Source organism: Desulfobacterales bacterium (genome assembly GCA_028704555.1).
Taxonomy (GTDB): domain Bacteria; phylum Desulfobacterota; class Desulfobacteria; order Desulfobacterales; family JAQWFD01; genus JAQWFD01.
In genome coordinates this window covers 45500-66762 of sequence record JAQWFD010000009.1, presented here as the reverse complement: position 1 = coordinate 66762, position 21263 = coordinate 45500, and the positions used below count along the sequence as shown (strand labels likewise).

16 protein-coding genes are annotated in these 21263 nt (G+C 49.8%); 4 read left to right on the top strand and 12 right to left on the bottom strand.

Annotated elements, in window-relative coordinates; translation table 11 throughout:
* Positions 1 to 102: 102 nt before the first annotated feature.
* Both PHQ97_05260 and PHQ97_05255 read left to right on the top strand, forming a co-directional pair.
* Entirely contained in the window at positions 103 to 1740 is a 1638-nt protein-coding gene (locus PHQ97_05260) for a GGDEF domain-containing protein (protein MDD4392145.1), read from the top strand.
* 233 nt (positions 1741 to 1973) lie between these two features.
* On the top strand, positions 1974 to 4070 hold the full coding sequence (locus PHQ97_05255; protein MDD4392144.1) for a 6-phosphofructokinase: 2097 nt from the start codon (positions 1974 to 1976) through the stop codon (positions 4068 to 4070).
* Between the two features lie 104 nt (positions 4071 to 4174).
* On the opposite strand, the gene PHQ97_05250 is transcribed toward PHQ97_05255, so the two are convergent.
* The 10 genes from PHQ97_05250 to PHQ97_05205 form a co-directional block, all read right to left on the bottom strand.
* Entirely contained in the window at positions 4175 to 4780 is a 606-nt protein-coding gene (locus PHQ97_05250; protein MDD4392143.1) for a CBS and ACT domain-containing protein, read from the bottom strand.
* Between the two features lie 72 nt (positions 4781 to 4852).
* A complete protein-coding gene (gene ahbD / locus PHQ97_05245; protein ID MDD4392142.1) occupies positions 4853 to 5944 on the bottom strand; it encodes a heme b synthase in 1092 nt (363 codons plus the stop codon).
* 35 nt (positions 5945 to 5979) lie between these two features.
* Positions 5980 to 6957 carry a porphobilinogen synthase gene (gene hemB / locus PHQ97_05240; protein ID MDD4392141.1) on the bottom strand — a complete coding sequence of 326 codons (978 nt, stop codon included), beginning with the start codon at positions 6955 to 6957 and terminating at the stop codon, positions 5980 to 5982.
* Between the two features lie 207 nt (positions 6958 to 7164).
* Entirely contained in the window at positions 7165 to 8346 is a 1182-nt protein-coding gene (gene ahbC, locus PHQ97_05235; protein ID MDD4392140.1) for a 12,18-didecarboxysiroheme deacetylase, read from the bottom strand.
* An 87-nt stretch (positions 8347 to 8433) separates the two neighbouring features.
* Positions 8434 to 10197, bottom strand: coding sequence for an AAA family ATPase (locus PHQ97_05230; protein MDD4392139.1), 1764 nt, complete (start codon positions 10195 to 10197; stop codon positions 8434 to 8436).
* A gap of 173 nt (positions 10198 to 10370) precedes the next feature.
* Positions 10371 to 11033, bottom strand: coding sequence for a calcium-binding protein (locus PHQ97_05225; GenBank protein MDD4392138.1), 663 nt, complete (start codon positions 11031 to 11033; stop codon positions 10371 to 10373).
* A gap of 34 nt (positions 11034 to 11067) precedes the next feature.
* Positions 11068 to 11538 (bottom strand): thioesterase family protein, encoded by a 471-nt coding sequence (locus PHQ97_05220; GenBank protein MDD4392137.1) that lies wholly within the window; start codon positions 11536 to 11538, stop codon positions 11068 to 11070.
* Positions 11539 to 11632: 94 nt separating this feature from the next.
* A complete protein-coding gene (locus tag PHQ97_05215; GenBank protein MDD4392136.1) occupies positions 11633 to 12214 on the bottom strand; it encodes a hypothetical protein in 582 nt (193 codons plus the stop codon).
* Between the two features lie 159 nt (positions 12215 to 12373).
* On the bottom strand, positions 12374 to 12907 hold the full coding sequence (locus PHQ97_05210; protein MDD4392135.1) for a DUF4238 domain-containing protein: 534 nt from the start codon (positions 12905 to 12907) through the stop codon (positions 12374 to 12376).
* A complete protein-coding gene (locus tag PHQ97_05205) occupies positions 12900 to 13265 on the bottom strand; it encodes a DUF4238 domain-containing protein (protein MDD4392134.1) in 366 nt (121 codons plus the stop codon). The genes PHQ97_05210 and PHQ97_05205 overlap by 8 nt, the downstream gene beginning before the upstream one ends.
* A gap of 494 nt (positions 13266 to 13759) precedes the next feature.
* On the opposite strand from PHQ97_05205, the gene PHQ97_05200 reads away from it, so the two are divergent.
* Positions 13760 to 15112 carry an amidohydrolase gene (locus PHQ97_05200; protein ID MDD4392133.1) on the top strand — a complete coding sequence of 451 codons (1353 nt, stop codon included), beginning with the start codon at positions 13760 to 13762 and terminating at the stop codon, positions 15110 to 15112.
* A 165-nt stretch (positions 15113 to 15277) separates the two neighbouring features.
* Complete coding sequence (gene ade / locus PHQ97_05195) at positions 15278 to 17017, top strand: adenine deaminase (GenBank protein MDD4392132.1); 1740 nt, start codon at positions 15278 to 15280, stop codon at positions 17015 to 17017.
* Here the strand turns inward: ade and PHQ97_05190 are convergent.
* Entirely contained in the window at positions 16971 to 19514 is a 2544-nt protein-coding gene (locus PHQ97_05190) for a PAS domain S-box protein (protein MDD4392131.1), read from the bottom strand. The two genes, ade and PHQ97_05190, sit on opposite strands and share 47 nt — an antisense overlap.
* 5 nt (positions 19515 to 19519) lie before the next feature.
* Positions 19520 to 21263: aconitate hydratase AcnA (gene acnA, locus PHQ97_05185; protein MDD4392130.1), on the bottom strand; the 1744-nt coding region annotated here is incomplete at its 5' end.

Here is a 21263-nt window from a genome sequence, read left to right as displayed (position 1 = left end):
GTAAACCGGTTTGATTAAATGCTATAATGTTTGACGGCCTGTCGTCAAGTCGATGCCGAGGCGGGACTGTCAGTCTTTACCCCCATCAGGACAGATTACTTTATGAAAACTCGGAGTCTGGATATTATCATTAAACAGTTTTCAAAAAATACGGTAGCACTATTGATCGAACTGGCTGGACAGGGAAAGCAACTGACCCCTGAGGCACTGTATTCCAACTCATTATGGCGCCATAATATTCAGGACCTGATCAGTGAATCCTGTCAGCAAACTGCCACCGGCTCCGGTACATTGGACAATGCCGATGAAATAATTCGAATCCAGACCCATATGGATATGGTGGTATCTCAAAAAGAGCGTCTGATCAAGCAGCTGAATGAGTCCGACCATTATGCCGAGGCAGCCGACAGCTTTTATAAAAGCGTTCTGACCGGCCTGATCGATCTGTTTTGCGGTAAAGAAGAATCTTCGGATTTGAAAGCACTGGTCGAGTTTAAAAATCGTCTCAGAGACAAATCCGGTCTTGATCAAGTGGAAGCCGCGTTTAACCAGCTGAAAAATCAAATGATCAAAGAGCCGCCGGATAAAGCGAAAAAGCCTGCCGCCGCAATAAAACCGTTTGCCTTTTTCAAGGGCAGACTGAACCCGTTCAGGGGCGAAAAAGATCGATACACGATCGAAGCCCAACTGCTGGAACGCCTCAGAGGCGATTTTCAGAATATGGTCGATGAAATTCGGTTAACCTGTTTCCAGGAAGATTTATCGAAGATTTTTTCAGTTGAAAACCAGATCAAGCGAATGATAAACGTTGAAGATTACATCTCGGCGAAGCACAGTTTTATTTTCATTCTGCACCAGCATATCCTGACATTATATAATGAAAGGCAGCAGGCATCGGCGTTTATCCGTGAGATCGGGGAGCGGTTTGTCGAGATGGAAAACCATGTTATCGAATCGGCGCTGGTTGCCAGCGACGCGTATGCCTTCGAGAGCGAGTTCAATGTTGTGCTTAAGCAGCAGATCGATGAGCTGAATAGCAAGGTGCATTTCAGCAAGACGCTGACGGAACTGAAACAAACCATGTTTGCAAGGCTTTCGACGATCAAGCAGATCATCGAAAAAAAGCATGATGAAAATACGAACCGAAAAACGGAGGCAGACAAACAGATTGCACTTCTTCGGAAGACTGTCGATCAAATGAAACTTAAAATTGACGAAAGCCGGCAACATGTCATAACGCTTGAAAAGGAAGCCATGCTGGATCCGTTGACCGGGATTTATAATCGACGGGCATATGATCGTCAAATGAAAGCGGAATTTCAGCGATATCTGCGTTATAAACAGATTTTTTCTCTGCTGTTGTTTGATGTGGATTTTTTTAAACAGGTTAATGACGCTTACGGGCATGCGGTGGGTGATAAATGTCTGAAAGAGATTGTCAATCGGGTTCAGAAGGTGATCAGGGAAAGTGATTACATGGCTCGCTTCGGGGGGGAAGAGTTTATTGTGATTTTGCCTGTAACGGATGAAAAGGCGGCGGGGGAAGTTGCAGAAAAAATACGTAGCGTAGTAGAACGAACTGAGTTTATACATAAATCTGATATTGTAAAGATTACAATCAGCGTGGGAGGGACCACAATCAGACCCGATGATAAAGATCAGAATGTTGTGTTCCAGCGACTGGATCTGGCGATGTATGAAGCGAAAAAGAAGGGTCGGAATAATGTGGTAATGGCCTGATGCCTTTCATGAGACTGTGTCCATCCATAAATTGGGTCTTCACCGGATGGGCACACTACCTTACCTGTGTCTGAACGAATTCTGTCGATTTTCCCACGTACCCTGTACTTAAATTTTAATTCTCAATCTGTGTTCTGTAATGCGTTGATTAAAATTTTCGAATGCCTGAATATAGGATATATGGGGAGGCTCGTTTGGGGACCACAACTTGTTGAAATTTGCGGAGGGCACTGATGCCGTATGATACGTTAACCATCGAAGAGATATTGAATCATCCTGAAGTTCGGAAAGTAACCAGTAATGTAAACAGTGAGCTGATCGAACGGAGAAAATATAAGCCACCGAGATGTAATGTGTTTGCAAACCCTTTTACTGCATTAAGGGACGATGACCGGTATCGCTTTGATATCGATATGGAAGCCAAAAAGAAGCTGCCCGGTATTATCGATAATAAAGTCCAGCAGATCATCGGGCGTGAAAGCGGCGAAAATGCGTTTGAGGAGATGTACGGGCGAAAGCGGAAAATAGGCATCGTTTTTTCCGGCGGGCCCGCGCCGGGGGGCCATAATGTTATCGCCGGGCTGTTCGATGCGGCCAAACGCGCCAATCCGGAGACCCGGATAGTCGGATTTCTGATGGGGCCGGATGGGATCGTTGAAAATGAAGTCGTTGAAATAACGGAAGATCTTGTAAATCAATACCGGAATCTGGGCGGGTTTGGAATGATTAGAACCGGCCGTGCCAAAATTGACACGGAAAAGAAAATGGCCATGTCCAGAGAAACATGCAAACAGCTGGGTCTGGATGCGCTGGTTATTATCGGAGGCGATGATTCCAATACCAATGCGGCATTTCTGGCGCAGGAAATGCTGAAGGACGGGGTGCAGGTCATCGGGGTTCCCAAAACCATCGATGGAGATATTCAGGTGAAAGATGCCAACGGGCATATCCTGTGCGCCATGTCGTTTGGCTTCCATACCGCTGCAAGGTCTTTTGCAAAGGAAATCAGCAATCTGTGTACGGACAGCAGCTCGGATGTCAAGTATTGGCACATCTGCAAAGTGATGGGAAGGGCCGCCAGCCATCTGGCGCTGGAAGTGGCCCTGCAGACCCATGCCAATATGGCTTTTATCGGAGAGGACCTTGCGGATTACGTGGATTACAGGCGGCTGGGAAAATCCGAGATGCTTGATTATACTGCCTACGGGATGACGTTGCGCCATTTGTCCAGAGTGATTTGCAACGGGATTGTCCGGAGAGCCGATGTGGGTAAAAATTTCGGTGTCATTGTCTTTCCAGAGGGCATTCTTGAATTTATTAACGAAATACAGATATTTATTATAAAGTTGAATTCGATTATCGCAGAGTATAATTCGACGCATGATACCGATTTTCACGCGGATTTTCCGGCGCTGGATGAAAAACGGGAATACTTGAGAAGGATGGCCCGGCGCTCCCGTGAAGATAAGTCGTTCAAGATCTGGCATACCCGCGATGATGACCTGTTTAATGACCTGCCGGAGTTTTTTCAGGAGGGGCTGTTGACCGAACGTGACAGCCATGGCAATTTTCAGTTTTCTCAGGTGGAAACCGACAAGGTCATCATGGGGCTGGTGACGGATTATCTGAGTCGGTTAATGGAAGAAGGCGCCTATCGATTAGGAATCAATAAAGCATATTTCAGAAAAACTCTTGAACGGGAAGGCTTGCATCCGGATTATTTTGGCCCGATCATGTTCGAAAATTACAGCAGTGAGGGCTTTATGCTTCGAAAGTCTTCCATAATCTCGCTGAAAACCCTCAGGCAGACGCTGGTCAGCGGAGGCGTGATCGGGACAAATGATCCCGTTCCACCGTCCATAGAGAAAATTTATGAAAAAACGGTTCCCAAATTCAAAACCCAGACCCATTTTTACGGATATGACGGCCGGGGCAGTGATCCCACCCGGTTTGACTGCATTTATACGTATAATCTGGGACAGACCGTGTTCAGTTTGATTGCCAACGGCGCGACCGGACAGATGGCGGCCATTAAAAATCTGGAAATGGATTTTTCTAAATGGGAACCGGTCGGCATTCCGATTGCGCCCTTGATGCACCTGGAAGAACGAAAAGGAAAATTAACCCTTGTGCTGGAAAAATGTATCGTTAATCTGGAATCTCCCTCGTTTCAGGTGGCAAAGGCCTTGAGGGAAAAATGGCTGGCGGCCAATGGACAGGAAGATGATTACCGGCGTCCGGGGCCTATCCGCTTTACCGGTAAAAGTGAAGAAGACCGCCCCATAACGCTGCTTTTGAATTCACTGGGCAATGTGGCGCGGGCAGACTGACATCAGGTCTCAGCCTTGATTAGACCTTTTCCTGCGGATGTGAAAGCCCCCTGCTTGAGGGGGCTTGCGGCGGCCGGTTGCTATGCGGATTCGAACCGGTGACGTCAGCCCATTGTGTCGACGATTTCAAATCCCTGCTGTTCGAGGGTCTGAACAATCTGATGGGTTTTGCAGGGAGCCAGGCGGAAAAAGAAGATTTTTTTCCCGGTTTCCCGGCTGATTTGACCGATGCTGATAATTTCCCCTCCGCTCCCGTGGATAATTTGCAGTGCTTTTTCCAGCGCGCCGGGTTCGTCATTGATTACCACATCAATTCGGGAACTTGACGTTAGAATCCCCATCATTTCTATGAACGTCATCAATATGTCCGATTCGGTGATGATCCCGACCAGTTTCCGGTTTTCAACAACCGGCATTCCACCAATTTTAAATTTGTACAGCAGCTGAGCGGCCAGTTCAATATCATCGTCCGGACCCACCTCAATCGGATTTTTAATCATCAAATCAGCGAGGGATACTTCCCCCAGAAGAGATGGAATCAACCCCTGTTTCAGGTCAGACAGGGTTAAAAAACCGATAAGAACATTGCCTTCTCCAACGACCGGCAGATGACGGATCGAATGGTTTTTCATCACTTCCATGGCATCGGTGATGGTGGCTTTTTCGGTAACCGTAATGGGGTCGGATATCATCAGGGATCTGATTTTCATGTATCCATCCTTTCTGTGTATAAAGGAGATCAATCTGCCGGCTGGTCTCAGAATCCTGCCCGGAGTCAGTGGCTATGAAACGGGTTGATAACTGCACAGAGGCTCTTCGGCCATAAAATCACCGGTGGCCTCGAAGGCACGGGCTCTGCATCCCCCGCATACCTTTTTGTATTCACAGCGACCGCATTTTCCCTTTAATTGATCAAAATCCCGGAGCAATAAAAACGGTTCGGAATGATGCCAGATGTCCTGAAATGGGGTCTGGGTGACATCTCCGCAGTTCAGATCCAGAAATCCGCATGGCTGAACAATGCCCGTATGAGAAATAAAGCAGAAACTGGTGCCTCCCAGACATCCCCGGGTGACCGCATCCATCCCGTGGGTTTGAACGGTGACGGATTTGCCCTCCAGTTTGGCCCGCTGCCTGAGAATCCGATAATAATGCGGTGCACAGGTGGCTTTCAGCTGAAGGGTTGTTTTTTCTCTTTGGTCATAAAACCAGTTCAGGGTGCGTTCATATTCATCGGCGGTGATTTCCTGATCGACAATGTATTTGCCGCGGCCCGTGGGAACCAGCAGAAAAATATGGTGCGCAACTGCGCCGAGTTTTTCGGCAAGGGCCTGGATTTTGGGGATCTGTTCAAGATTGGCCTTCGTGATGGTGGTGTTGATCTGAAATTCGATCCCGGCCGCTTTTGCAAATTTTATCCCTCTCAGTGCGGCATCAAATGCACCATCCACCCCCCTGAATTTATCGTGAGTATCTTTTGAGGCACCGTCCAGACTGATACTGATGCGTTTGATGCCGCTGTCAACCATCCTGGCGGCAGATTCTTTTGTCATGAGCGTTCCGTTAGGCGCCATAACCATTTTGAGGCCTTTTTGAGTGCCGTAGGCGGCGACTTCAAAAATGTCAGACCGAAGCAACGGTTCTCCACCGGTTAGAATGATGATTGCATCGCCCACGTCGGCAATTTGATCCAGCAGGCGCAACGCCGCTTTTGTGTCCAATTCACCGAGATAGGGTCCCATGGTTGCGGCTGCCCGGCAGTGGACGCATGACAGATTGCAGTTTCTGGTGATTTCCCAGGCGACCAGGCGAAGCGCTGCTTCATGATGCGGGTGGGGGGGGCGGTTTGAATCTGATTGATGATGCTGTTTCATTATATATGGGTTTCCTTGAGTTGTTTGACAGGCGGCTAACGATTCTTCAGCTCCCGGGCGGCTTCAATGGCAAAATATGTCAGTATCATATCTGCTCCGGCTCGTTTGATCGCTGTCAGTGTTTCCATCATGACGGCCTTGCCGTCAATCCAGCCCATTTTTTCAGCGGCTTTGATCATGGAATATTCTCCGCTGACATTGTAGGCCGCAACCGGAAGGTCAATTTCATCCCGTACCCGGCAAATGATGTCCAGGTAGGCAAGGGCGGGTTTGACCATGATAATATCGGCGCCTTCCTCGATATCCATGGTTACCTCACGGATGGCTTCCTGCGCGTTGGCCGGGTCCATCTGATAGGTTCGGCGATCCCCGAACTGCGGTGCTGAATCGGCGGCCTGACGAAACGGTCCGTAGTAAGCAGAGCAGTACTTGGCGGCATAGGACATGATCGGAACATTGCTCAAATTATTTTCATCCAGGGCATTGCGGATTTCCGTTACCCGGCCGTCCATCATATCCGAAGGGGCAACCATATCGGCTCCGGCTTTTGCGTGGGATACGGCAGTGCGTGCCAGAAGATCAAGTGTGGAGTCGTTGTCGATTATATTTCCTTCCACAATACCGCAATGGCCATGGTCGGTATACTGGCACAGGCAGACGTCCGTGATGACAACCAGCTCCGGAAGGCTTTGTTTTACGGCACTAACGGCTTTCTGTACAATTCCGGTTTTCGCATACGCGCTGGTTCCCAGCGCATCTTTTTTATCGGGAATTCCGAAGATCATTATGGCCGGGATGCCCAGCTCATAAGCCTCTCTGGCCGTTTTTATCAGGTTGTCAATGGACAGCTGATAATGGCCCGGCATTGACTGGATAGGGTTTTGTATGTTTTTGCCGCCAATGGCAAACAGAGGCAATATCAGATCGCTTGTCGTTAGAATGGTTTCCCGAATCATTCTCCGGAATGCTTCATTCTGGCGCAATCGCCTGGGCCTGTAATCTGGAAACAGCATCATATGTCCTTTCTTGAACAGTGCCTGAACGAGAACCGTCAACCGTTTCGATTCCTGCGGAGACTCGGATTTTTCTCCTCAGCACAGGGTTCGGTAGCACTGCGAAAAATATTTTCGTCCATCATGAATCTGGAGCATTACCGGATCTGCGTTCGGGCACCGGATAGATGTTAATATTTCAATCAGCGTAAAACAGATGCCACAGCGTTATCGGGCAATTTCCTCATCGGTTAAATAACAGGCCGGGTCCGGTGCCCAGACATCGCCGGTAACCGCTTCGGCGCGAACCCTGAAATTGCCGCCGCAGATGTCCAGCCAGCGGCAGGTGGCACATCGTCCCGTGACGTGTTTTTTCTTTTCCTTGAGTTTGCCCATTAACGGTTCGGAAAGGTCGGACCAGATTTCCGAGAAACCACGTTTCCTGACATTGCCAAAGCTGTAATGACGCCAGAACTGATCCGCATACACTTCGCCATCCCAGCTGATACATCCAAAACCCCTGCCGGAATTATTTCCTTCATTCATTTGCAGCAGTTCCAGCACTTCCGCGGCCCGTTCAGGATCCTCTTTCAACATCCTGAGATAGAGGTAGGGGCCGTCTGCGTGATTGTCTACGGTCAGAATTTCTTTTTCCTTTCCCTGATCGTACAGCTGACGCGTCAAGTCCATGATCTGATCGACAACCCGTCGTGACGCTTCATGGGTTAAATCGTCTTTTACCAGTTTGGATCCTCGTCCCGCATAGACAAGGTGGTAAAAGCAGGCCCGCGGGATATCCAGGTTGTCGAGCAGATCAAAGATCGCGGGGATTTCTTTTGCATTGGCTTTATTGATGGTAAACCGGAGACCGACCTTGATCCCGGCGGCTTTACAGTTTTCAATTCCTTCCAGGGCTTTTTGAAAGGAGCCTTTGACGCCTCTGAACCGGTCGTGAATTTCTTCCATGCCATCAAGGCTGATGCCAACGTATGACAGTCCGATATCTTTTAAAATTCTGGCCATTTCAGGCGTGATCAATGTGCCGTTTGTTGAGATCACCGCTCTCATGCCTTTTTTGACGGCATAGCCGGCCAGCTCGGGAAGGTCCTCTCGCACCAGGGGTTCGCCACCGGAGAACAGGACCACGGGAACACCGAATTGAGAAAGATCATCCAGAAGCGCTTTGCCTTCCTCGGTTGTCAGTTCACCGACTGCCGGCAGGTTTTTGGCTTGGGCGTAACAGTGGACACATTTTAAATTGCACTGTTTTGTTATGTTCCAGACCACTACCGGCCGTTTGTCTTTGGAGAACTGGAGCAGGTGGGAGGGTAGCTCCGAGGAGTTGCGTCCGTATCGCAGCGCATCGGATGGTTCTACCGTTCCGCAGTAAAGTTTTGAAATTCCAATCATGGTTTACCATAGCCCCTTTAATTTAGTGGTGAGACTCGGGCTCGCGAAAAAGAATAAATTACACAATTCGGCGCGATCGTTGCGGACTTATTGTTTTTCGCGATCCTTACGCATTTCATCTCTGATTATATTATTGATATATGCCTCCGGTGATTTCAAGGCTTCTCTACTGATAAAGAAGCGATTTTTACCTGTTTTTTCAACAATCAGTTTCAGACCGTACTGAAAGTCACCTGTCAGTCGATTATAAATGCTATCGACGGTGACCTTGTCATTTATCAGTTGTTCGATAATAAAATCAATAGCATCTTCTTCAAAAACGATATTTATATCATGGTTTTTGAAAAACTGTAATTCGATCTGCTTGATGTGGTCATAATAAGATTTTATGGTTGTGACCGCATAGTCGATATCCAGGATTTTTTTGCAATAAAAATCTGAAATGGTGTCGATGCGGGATTCATTTAACGCCAGGTTGTGTTTGTCGCCCAGTCTTGATTTGTTGCATTCTATATACTGTCTGACGATTTTTTTTTCTTCACGGCACACCCGGTCAAATTCGAGTTCCCATCGATGGCGGGTATCCGGTTCGTTTAAGGACCGGAGCGTTTTATTTGTGTCATCAATGATGGCATTGGTTACGGGAAAATGCTGGATATCGATAGACGGCAGGGTTTTTTCAAAATACAGCAACGCCTTTTCAACTGCACTGACCAGTCCTCTTGCGCCGGTATTTTCCATGTATGCCTGGCGGGCCAGTGTTCTCAGCGCGGCGTCTTCAAATTTGATCCGGATTCCATAAGCGTCAAAGTCAAGCTTTTTCCCCAGCAAAATCGGGTTGTTGGGGTTTCTCAGGATGCTGTACAAATCGTCTTCGGTCAACTTGTCAAACACGGCTCGAACCGGCAGCCGTCCGACAAATTCGGATTCAAATCCGTATTGAATCAGATCTTCAGATTTGACTTGCTGCAGAATATGGTTTTGCGCTTCTTCCGTAGAAATTCTGGCACCGAAGCCAATTCCTTTGTCGATGATACGTTTTCGGATAAGTTGAACCAGCTCACTGAAAGCGCCACTGACGATAAACAGGATGTTTTTGGTGTTGACCGCACGTTTTTCACTTTTGCCGGTTTTCCGGTATTGTTCGATCTCCTGAATCATGGCGATCGGATCATGCGGTACCTTCAGATCGACCTCGGTTTCTTCCAGCGGTTTTAACAACGCCCTCTGAACACCGGTTCTGGATACATCCGCACCGACCACATTGTGGCTTGAAGCAATTTTGTCGATTTCATCGATATAAATAATGCCGTACTGAGCCAGTTCGATATCTCCGTCAGCCTCTCGGACCAGATCGCGGACCAGATCTTCCACATCGCCCCCCACATAACCGGTCTCGCTGAACTTGGTCGCATCTCCCTTGATGAACGGAACACCGATTTTTCTGGCGATTAATTTGATCATATAGGTTTTGCCGACGCCGGTAGGGCCGATCATTAAGATATTGTTCTTGATGAGCCCGACGATGTCGTTGAGTTCCGCACGTGATCGTTCAATCCGTTTGATCCGGTTGAAATGAGTGCAGATTTTTGTGGCGAGAATGGATTTGGCGCTGTCCTGCTTAATGATATATTGATCGAGATAGGCGATCAGCTGTTCGGGTTTTAAATCAAAATTGATTGAGAATTTGCGGTGGCCGGCTTTTGCCTCTTCCTGTTCATCGGACATGGCGTGAGGCAAAACGGCCGGCGTGACAACCTTTATCCCCTGGCCGAATTTTTTTGTTAAAAAATTTCCGATTTCTTTTTCAAGTTCCTCGGGGCCCGGTATTTTTTCATTATATTTTTTCATAATGGCTGGATCATAATCATTATTGGTTTAAAAAGCAAGTCAGCGCGATGAACGGCAGCAATTCCCGGGCCAGTGCGCTGCATCTTTCGAAAAGGCTGTAAATGGTCTGCCTGGGCAGGCCTGCAGACCGGGAGCTGCGACAACGTGGCCGAAGTTTTATGGCCAAACCCGATTCATCTACCGCCAAACCAGTTTATGTAATCATCTACAAGGGTATAATTATTTGATTTTTTATCCAAAACTTCAATCTCACACAGGGGCGTATGATATACTTTTCTACCGAGTCTGAGTTTGATAATAATACCGTACCAATCGTCACTTCCCATAATGCCGTGGATTCTTATTTTGTCCCCCTGCTGTAATGGACCGTCGTCCAGGCATTCTGATATTTCAGCCTCAAATGGAAAAGATAACGAATCGGTCAGATACGTTTCCCAGACATTTAAAGCTTCCAGGTCATCAGCCGGATCAACGTTTTTCAGAATTTTTTGGATTCTTTTCCCGGACGCCCCTAAATCGTCCCAGCGATGTATGGATTGGATTTCTTCGCTTTTTTCAATTACATTTTTTGCTGTATCCCGAGGGCCAGCAGGTTCAACCTCATTTGCTTCCAGATATATTCTCTGCCAATCCAGGTCATCTTCTTCGCATTGAAAAATGTGTTTCTCCGGAAATGATGAACAGGTGATGCTGTCCCAGATTATGCAGATAAGGTCATCATCTGTTTCTGAAATCCTGCCCTGCCAGCCGCTGATATCTATCCCAAAGTCAGGGTCTTTTGTACCCGTCTTAACCCTGACGGAATCTCCGATTTGAAATTTTCTGCTTTCAGTCATATGGATACTGTCCGGATAGTGTGTGCGTTGTCGTTCAGGAAACCCCATAGGAGCCGGTGCCGACGGCAATGAGATCATCCTGATCGTTATGGAGTTCAATCCTTGTCACGGCAACCTTGTTCCCCGTTCTCAGCGTACAGCCCCGGCAAACAAACCGCTTGCCGAAACCCGGCCTCAGATAATCCACACGCAGATCAATGGTGGCTATCCTGCCGAATCTTGCCAGTTTTTTTTCCAGCGTCTCTCCAGCCATTTTCTCATGGAGGCCCATAAGCGTTGCCAGCCCGCCGGTCACATCGATGACCGATGAAATGACCCCGCCATGCAATGTTCCGCGCATGTAATTTCCGATCAGTTCGTCCCGCATTTCAAATGAAATTTTGACGCCGCCGTAACTGATCGAATCAACGTTAAGGCCAAGCACTTTATTGAACGGGATCTTTTCGTTGAATATTTCATTGATGACCGCAAACAATTCGTCATCGCCTGTCATACTTTCCATCATATATCTCCCTGATAAGCCCGCAATGGCTGTAAATAACGAAATAATATTCTCGTATAATGCTATTTCACTATTCCCGATGTGACACCAGTGACAATCAAGCCTCGTTAGGAAGCTCCTTTATGAGGCGAGCGGTCTCTTTTTCATTGAATGAAATTTGCCTTATATTATAGATCCTTGTGAATAAGTATGTGGCACCGTTAAATATGTACTTTCTTGGCTCCGTTTTCGCAAAGTTGACCCACTTATCTTTTTTTTCAAATCCCTCGTCCCCAAAAGGGCAATAATTTATCATAAAGCTCTTTAATTGCTGATTGTCCATATTGTTGACGTACTCTGGCAGACTGAAAGAAATGTTTTTCACGTTATGAACCAGTTCATTTCGAAGCTCCGAAAGTTTTGAAATAAACCGATAACTACGCGATTCCAGAATCTCAAGAGCCGATAAAAATGCTAACTTCCCCGTCTTCTTGTTGCTTATTTCTAATTGGCCCAAAACCCTTTTTAATTTAGGGTCAACTGCTTCAGCCAGAAGAAAAGTGACTGCGCTCTCCAAAAAGGCGTGCAACTTAACAACGAAAGCCCAGTCGTTATCTTCCAGGAGTGAATTAAAGAATCCTTTAGGAATTCCCAGTTCAATTTCTAATTTGTCAATTTCGTCTTCGTCTACTCTGAACATTTGTTTGCTTTCTATCTGAGAGCTAACCAGCGGCGGTTTAATAACCACGGCCTTCTGGAAAAGTCCAAAAGAATGTTGACAACACGGCCGTTCAAACGCCCCGGCACTATCCGGCTGAGTTTAGCGCCGAGTTTGACTACAACATTTACATGGTAACGCTTAGCTTGATGTACATGCTTCCAATATGTCCTTGCTTTCTCCCACAACAAGGCGATCAGAAAGCTGCGCCATTTTCCAGTTAAAATTGTTAACAAGCCTTTGGTTCCATACTGCCCCGTGGGTAATCGATAACTGGCTATCTTCGTTTGGCGGATCAGGCAGCACGGTCAAGGCAGATATATTTGAATTTTTTTGAAATTCATGATGTCGCATAAGTAGAGCATAACTATAACTAAGCGGAAAAAACACAAACGTTCCAGCAAGCGCAAGACCCGCTTCGGCTGGGGGCGGAACTTCTGGGTTATAAAAGGATACAGGACTGCCAGTTGTGATAAATGCGGAGCCGCTTTCTGCCTCAAAAACCTCCCATTCCATCTGTCCAAACCATGGATAAAGCACCCCAATGATCATACGAATGTAGTCAAATCGAGCAGAGTATTTCATTGTTAGTAAGACTTTCCCGGCGTGAATTTCGGACCCCGCATCAGGTGGTGCTAAACGTAGAATGGTGGATTGAATTAGCTCTTTAGCCATATCTGCCTGCCTGCCTGGGAACTCTGATGCGTTGCATTTCGATATAGGTAAGAAGGGTTGTGCTGCCGTCATCTGTCAATTCAGCAGGACAGTTAATCAATTGATTAATTGAATCCTTTGAATTTGTCTCGAACCATTCCCCAAATGTTTTTTCTATTATGTTTGGGTCGACTCCAGCCAGTGACCATTTTTGGCGATAGTAAGAGTCGATCTTCATGACTTCTTTCGGCCTTTGTTTTCTAAATGAACGGGGTAAATGATCAAAGACATGCAGAAAACCTTTTTTATCAGTGAATCGAGTTAAATACGATTGAGTCACATAATGGTGTATTTTTGGGTTGTTTAAACTTCGTTTCATAAAGAACCCAACCACTGATTATCCGGTACATTTGCCCTGATATTGACATATAGATGAAAAGTAGGACAATTTCATGCCGGTTGTCAGTTCGCGCTGTAATTTCCGAATTTATCCCGACGGCCATCTACCGGTTTATTACTTTCAGATAAAATGTCAAGTCAAATTAAGGAAATAGATATATTGGAAATTTTAGCGGCCAAACAGTTTATAAATGAGCGCGGCCGGTTTCACCATGTACTTCAGATGAAAAAAATATTATAAAAATACAACACGTTGTACGATTTAAATTTTCGGACACCATATTCTTTTTGCGCCCTGGCGCCTTTGCGTGAGCCACATTTCATAACCCTTCCGCAGGATCAGCAAAAAGCTGAAAGAAAAATAACAACCCCATTTTTCGCAGGTATCTGCCCCTGGATTATGATATAAAACATACCGTTCAGCACAACATGTCACCATCAGATTATCAACCGTTTACAGTCAAAGGAAAAGTTATGCCATTTGATCTTGTCATTCATAACGGACAGATTGTCACGGTCAATCCCGGTTTTGAAATCATCGGCAACGGCTGTATCTGTATCAGCGGCGGGAAACTGGTTCAGGTCGGCCCCGAGCCGGAAGGTTTTTCCCCGCCTGAGGCAGCGCAGGTCATCGATGCGGCGGGCGGCATTGTCATGCCCGGGCTGGTGAACACCCACACGCATCTGCCCATGACCCTGTTCCGGGGGCTGGCCGATGATCTTCCGCTGATGCAGTGGCTCAACGAGCATATTTTCCCGGCCGAAGCCCGCTTTATCCATCCGGAAAACGTAAAATGGGCGAGCCGGCTGGCCTGTGCCGAAATGCTGCTGTCCGGCACCACCTGCTGCTGTGACGGGTATTTTCTGGAGCATGAGGTGGCCGAAGCGGTTGTTGAATCCGGCATGCGGGCGGTCCTGGGTCAGGGGGTGATTGATTTTCCGGCTCCGGGAGTCGCCGATCCGAAAGAGAACATCCTTGCGGCGGTTCATTTTACTGACACATGGCGGTCCCGGTCTTCATTGATCCGGCCGTCCATTTTCTGCCATTCTCCGTATACCTGTACGGAACAGACCTTGAAAACGGCCAAACAGGCGGCGGATGAAAACGGGGTGCTGTTTCAGATCCATGTGGCGGAAACCCGAGGGGAGGTGGACCGGTCTTATGCGGATCACGGCATCTCGCCCATCGCGTATCTGGACCGGATCGGCATTCTGGATGAAAAGACGCTGCTGGTGCATGCCGTGTGGATCAGTGACGGGGATATTGACATCATAGCCAGAACCGGGGCCCGGGTATCTCATAACCCGGAAAGCAACATGAAGCTGGCTTCCGGGATATCTCCGCTGCCCAAACTGATAGGCGCCGGGATCTGTGTGGGCCTGGGAACCGACGGTTGCGCCAGTAACAATGATCTGGACCTGCTTCATGAAATGGACCTGACCGCCAAGCTGCACAAGGTCAGCACCCTGGACCCGGTAGCGGCAGATGCCCGCACCGTTCTGACGATGGCCACTGCCGGCGGGGCCAAAGCCATCGGGTTGGGTCGGGAAACCGGTTCGCTCGAGATCGGCAAACAGGCGGATGTGATGATTCTCGATATGGCAAAACCCCACCTGGTGCCGATGTATCATCCCGAATCCCATATTGTCTACGCGGCAAAGGGTTCGGACGTGCGGGATGTCATCGTGGGTGGCAGGGTTCTGGTGAGAAACCGGCAGGTACTGACGCTGGATGTGGAGGAGATTATGGAAAACGTCAATCGGATTGCCGGAGCGATTCGTGCTGAGGGGAAAGAAGAGGACGGAGTGCTGAGAACTGGGGACTGAGTGAAAAAGTGCGGGGTACGAGGTATAGGGCATACGGTAGGAAAGAGGGGACAGAAAAGAGGGGCAGGGGATGGATCGGATGGGGGCAGTCGACTTCTGGCCTCTGACTCACGACTCACGACTCACGGACTCTCGACTATTATTTTTATGGAAAGGTTCAACAACATGACACTTAATCAGCGGATACAGGCGGCGCGGGGGCAGGAGGCGGTTGACCTGCTGCTGACAGGCGGCCGCGTGATCAATGTGTATTCGGGTGAAATCGTATCGACATCGATCGGCATCTCGGGCGGATATATTGCCGGGTTGGGGGACTATCCTGCCGGGCGGACCATCGATCTGGGCGGCCGGTTTGTCGCGCCGGGTTTTATCGACGCGCATGTTCACATTGAAAGCGCCATGACCCGCGTCACCGAATTTGTCCGGGCCGTGCTCCCCCGGGGCACGACCGCCGTGGTGGCCGATCCGCATGAGATTGCCAATGTACTCGGAAAAGAAGGCATCGACTATATGCTGCGCTCGGCCGAGCATCAGCCCATGAACCTGTATTTTGGCCTTCCGTCATGCGTGCCTGCCACCCATATGGAAACTTCGGGCGCGGTGCTGGATGCGGAGGCGCTCGAACCCTTCATGGCCCATGAGCGGATCGTGGCGCTGGGCGAGATGATGAATTTTCCGGGCGTGATTTACGAAGATGCGGGGGTGCTTCGGAAAATCAGGATGGCCCGGGCCGTCGGAAAGCCGGTGGATGGCCATGCGCCGGGGCTGACCGGAAGGGATCTGAATGCCTATATCGCCGCGGGCATCACCAGCGACCATGAGTGCGCTACAGCGACCGAGGCCATGGAGAAGCTGGCCGCCGGCATGCATATCATGATCCGGGAGGGCACGGGTGCGAAAAATCTGAAGGATTTGCTGCCGGTTGTCAATCAACGGACGTGGCGTCGGATGATGTGGTGTACCGATGACCGTCATCCCCATGATCTTCTGCAGCTGGGGCATATCGATTCCATGGTTCGGGAGGCTATCTGCTCCGGGCTCGATCCGGTGATTGCCATCCGGATGGCGACCTTAAATCCGGCTGAGTATTTCGGACTTCGCGACATCGGGGCCATCGCGCCCGGCAAACGCGCGGACATGGTCGTGTTTTCCGATTTGAACGATCTGAAAATCGGGCAGGTGTATTGTGGCGGGGTCCTGGTGGCGGAAAATGGCGTCATGCGGCCGGAAATCGGAAAGCCGGCGTCGGCTGCCGTCTCCTCTGCCATGAACCTGAGGCCGGATCAGCTGGATTTTTCAATTCCGGCCGAAGGCAGGCAGGTCCGGGTTATCGATATCATTGCCGGGCAGCTGATTACGGATGAGCGGATCATGGAGGCCGCCATATCAAATGGTCTGGCCGTATCCGATCCTGACCGGGATATGCTCAAGATTGCGGTGGTCGAACGCTATACGGGACGAGCGGGAACCGGGCGGGCATTTGTCAGGGGATTTGGCCTCAAACACGGGGCGCTTGCATCGAGCGTGGCCCATGATTCCCATAATATCATTGTCGTGGGCGTTGATGACGAATCCATGAAAGCCGCGGCATCGCGTGTGATTCAAATGGGGGGAGGTCTGGTCGCCGCGCGGGGCAGCCGGATTGCGGCCAGTCTTGCGCTGCCCATCGCCGGTCTGATGTCCGATGAGCCGGTGTTGAGCGTGGAAGCACGGTTGAACCGGCTGATTCAAGTTGCCCGAGCGTTTGGATCGGTGTTGGCGGACCCGTTTATGGCCTTGTCATTTCTGGCGCTCCCGGTGATTCCCCGGTTGAAGATTACGGACAGGGGCCTGATCAATGTCGACCGGTTTGAGCCGGTCAGTCTGTTTGTTTCGATGGCTTTATCGCCGGCAGATACAGCGTAAATGTCGTTCCGATGCCCGCATGGGACCGGACCCTGATCGTACCGCCGTGCCGGGTGATAATCGAATGAACGATGGTCAGGCCGAGCCCCATTCCTTTCTGTGTCCCCCGTTGTTTGGTGCTGAAATACGGATCAAAAAGTTTGTTCATGTGATGGGCCGGAATACCTTTTCCATGATCGGTGATGGAAATTTGAATATAATCCATAAAGCTATCCGGAATATATTCCCGATCCGCAGCGGGCATGTTTTGTATTGAAATGTCAATGACGCCGACTTTGTCCATGGCTTCCGTGGCGTTGAGGAACAGATTTTTAAACACGAGATGCATCTGCTCCGGATCACTTTCCGTCAGCCACAGATCGTCTGCCGTATCATATCGGACGGTGACAGGGGTCTGGTTTAATACGGATTCGGCGGTTTCTCTGATTAAATGCCCGATATGAAGCAGCTGCCTTTGAGGAGCCCCGCCTTTTGCAAATGTTCTCAGCCGGGACGTAAGGTCCTGCGCTTTTGATACGGCCTCTTCGGATGCGGTTAATTTCTCAAGTGCTCTGTTTCCTTTCGGGAGGTATAGCCTTGCCAGGCTGATATTGCCCAGAATACCGGTGAGAATGTTGTTGAAATCATGGGCAATACCGCCGGCGAGAATGCCGATGGACTCGAGCCTTTCGGCTTTCATCTGCTCTTTCTGCAGCTGCAGGCGTTCGGTAATATTCCGGATGATGAGCAGATATGCAGGCCGGTCCCGGAAGTTGATGAGTCCGGCGTTGATTTCAACCTGAATCGTATGGCTGTCATTGTGAACCAGCGTGGTTTCCTGTATGGGGAGGGTTCTGTTACGGGCTGCCGCGTATGAATAAACATTCATCAGCAGGTTTCGTTCTTCTGGGGCCATAATCTGGTCAATGGGAGCCCCCTGAATGTCATCGATGCTGTATCCGAGCATGGTGGTTATCCGGGGGTTGGCATAGCCGATGATTGAATCCTGAAGGATGATAATCCCGTCGTTGGCCCGTTCCAGGAGGCTGCGGTATTTGTGCTCGGATTCCCGCAGTTTTTGCTCCATCATTTTACGGTCCGTGATGTCTCTGGCCACGCAGACCATGCCCTGAATGGTTCCCCGTGTATCGCGGATGATCGATCCGGAAAACAGGGTTTCAATTTTCTTGCCGGACCTGGATCTGAGCGTCTTTTCCGTATTATGGATGCCGCCCGGTCCGGCAAATTCGCTGATGACCTCATTTCCGGCGGCAAAGATCATGGAGACGGGCTTTCCCAGCAACTCCGGTTCCGTGTAGTGGAGCAGATTGCATGCCGAGGAATTCACCATTTTGATGGTAAATTCCGGGTCCAGAACGATCAGGGCCTCCATCATGGAGGAGATGATGTCCTGCAGCCTGTCTTTGGCTTCGATGATGTCGGCTCTGGATGTATCCAGATCGTCGATCATGGTGTTGAAATACCGGCTTAACACGCCCAGTTCGTCTTTGGATGTGATCGTGAGCCGTTCGGACAGATTGCCTCCGGCAACCGATTCGGTAATATGGATCAGCCGGCTCAGGGGCCGGGTGATGCTTTCGGATAAGGCCAGGGCGATCACCGAGGATATTAAAATAATGAAGAGCGTAATCGCAATTCCGGTAGATCGTAACGTATTCAGAGGGGCAATAAAGGTCTTGTACGGCAGGGTGACCAGAACCGCCCAGTTGCGATATGTCAGAGTGCTGCCGGCAATAAGGCTGTCACAGCCCATGATGTCGGCTCTGCAGAACCAGGTTTTGCTGGATACAGCCTGGCTCAGAAACGTCTGAAAGTCGCTTTCCGGAAAGGCGGACAGGGTTATTGGGGTCATGACCTGACCGGGGTCGGGTGCGGCTATCAGGGTGCCGTCATGATCGATCAGGTAGGAAGCCTCATATGGCGTATCGCTGGTGTTGAAAATAGTATTCGTGATGTTCGAAAGGGGAACTGCCCCCAGGATCAGATCGCTTAATTTGTCAAAATTGTCGTATCTGGCTATCGCAAAAAAAAGGCCGGGTTCTCCCAGTTCCCTGATCGGGAGAATTTCGGATAACACGACCTCGTTGGGATGTCCGATGGCCCTATTGAAAATGACCGGGTAGCTGATTTTATTGTGTTCGGTAAAGGCTTTTTCGTTCAGGACTTTAATCTGCTCGATGCCTTCTTTGTCGGCAAATATAATCAGTGGAAATACCTGACTGAATTTTAAGAAATACTCAATCAGCGTGTTTTTTTCATCTTGCGGGGGGTAGCCGGAAGCCGCTTTCCCCCCGGACAGGCGGTGCATGACTTTAACCGTATCGGTGAAGAATAAATCCAGTGATTTAGCCCCATATGCGGCGGTCTGAAGCATTCTGTCCCGCTCGACCTTCCGGAGCGATTCCATCATCACGTCGTAACTGATCACTCCCAGAGTTAACGCCGTTATGAGAATGATACTCAGATGGGACAGTAAGATTTTCTTTTTTAAAAGCATAATTTTCAGCCGTGAGGCGTGGGCCGTGAGTCTTCAGCTATCAGTTTCCGCAGTACATACGGCAGAATGCCGCCGTGCTTGAAATATTCCACATCGATTTGCGTATCCAGCCGGGCGATGGCTTCAAAGCGGATTCGGCTGCCGTCTGTTTTCCCGGCGGTAACCTGCAGCACTTTTCCCGGAGATACGGTATCGATGCCGTCGATAAAAAAGGTTTCTGATCCGTTCAACCCGAGGCTCCTCCAGCTTTGCCCGGCGGTGAATATCAGCGGAAGCACCCCCATCCCCACGAGATTACTGCGGTGGATGCGTTCATAGCTTTCTGCGATCACCGCTTTGATCCCCAGCAGAAGGGTGCCTTTGGCCGCCCAGTCTCTGGAGGATCCGGTACCGTATTCTTTTCCGCCCAGCACAATCAGCGGGATGTCTTCGTGCCGGTATCGATCCGCCGCGTCAAAGATAAACATCTTTTCCTTTTCAGGAAATTTTCGGGTGTAGCCGCCTTCGCTCGGGGCCGCCAGTTGATTTTTGATCCGGATGTTGGCAAAGGTGCCGCGCATCATGACCTCGTGATTCCCCCGGCGCGATCCGTAGGTATTAAACGCTTCCGGCGTCAGTCCGTGCCCGGTCAGGTACTGGCCTGCCGGGTAATGCGCCGGGATGGCCCCTGCCGGTGAAATATGATCGGTTGTGACCGAATCTCCCAGCATCAGGAGCGGTTTTGCCTCATGGATATCCGGACAGGGCCCGACATGAAGATCGAAATTTTCAAAATATGGCGGGTGTTTGATATAGGTTGAGTGCTCATCCCACGGGAACGTCGTGCTTTTTTCTTCGGCAAGCGCCTGCCAGAAGCGGTCTCCGGCAAAAATGTCATGATAGCCGGTTTCAAACCCGTCACGGGTCACATGGTCATGAACCAGCTTTCGGATTTCCCGGTTGGAGGGCCACAGGTCTTTTAAGTAAACCGGGGTGCCGTTCGGATCAAATCCCACGGGCTCTGTCGTCAGATCAATGTCGATTCGTCCCGCAATGGCAAAGGCCACGACCAGCATCGGGGACATGAGAAAATTTGCCTTGATCCGCTGGTGTATCCTGGCTTCGAAATTCCGGTTTCCGGAAAGAACCGATGCCACCGTCAGTCCGTTGTCGGTGATGGCCTTTTCCAGGCCGGGGTGAAGGGCGCCGCTGTTTCCGATACAGGTGGCGCAGCCGAATCCGGACAAATGAAAGCCCAGTGCTTCCAGGTAAGGCATCAGTCCGGCATCCTCAACGTATCTGCCGACGGTCCGGGAACCGGGGGCAAAGGTGGTCTTTACATGGGGGGAGACGCGCAGACCTTTTCTGACGGCATTTTTTGCGACAAGCCCTGCGCCCAGTACCACATTCGGGTTGGACGTGTTGGTACAGGAGGTGATGGCGGCGATCACGATACTTCCGTTTCCGATTCGCACGTCCTGACCGTCAAGATCCACGTGGCAGGTTTTGCGATGGGTGGTATCCCACACGGATGGCCTGGTTTCCAGTGATGCTGACGCGGTCGATGCCGCCTGCGTGTCAGTTGCCGCCAGTTGCGCGGCGAAGGCTGTTTTGAGGTTTTTCAGTTCGATCCGGTCCTGGGGCCGTGCCGGTCCGGCTACCGAAGGGGCTACGGCCGACAGGTCAAAATCAAGCACCTGACTGTAGTCCGGGTCATTTTCGCCGGTATAAAAAAGTCCCTGGGCCCGGGTATACTTTCCGGCAAGGGCG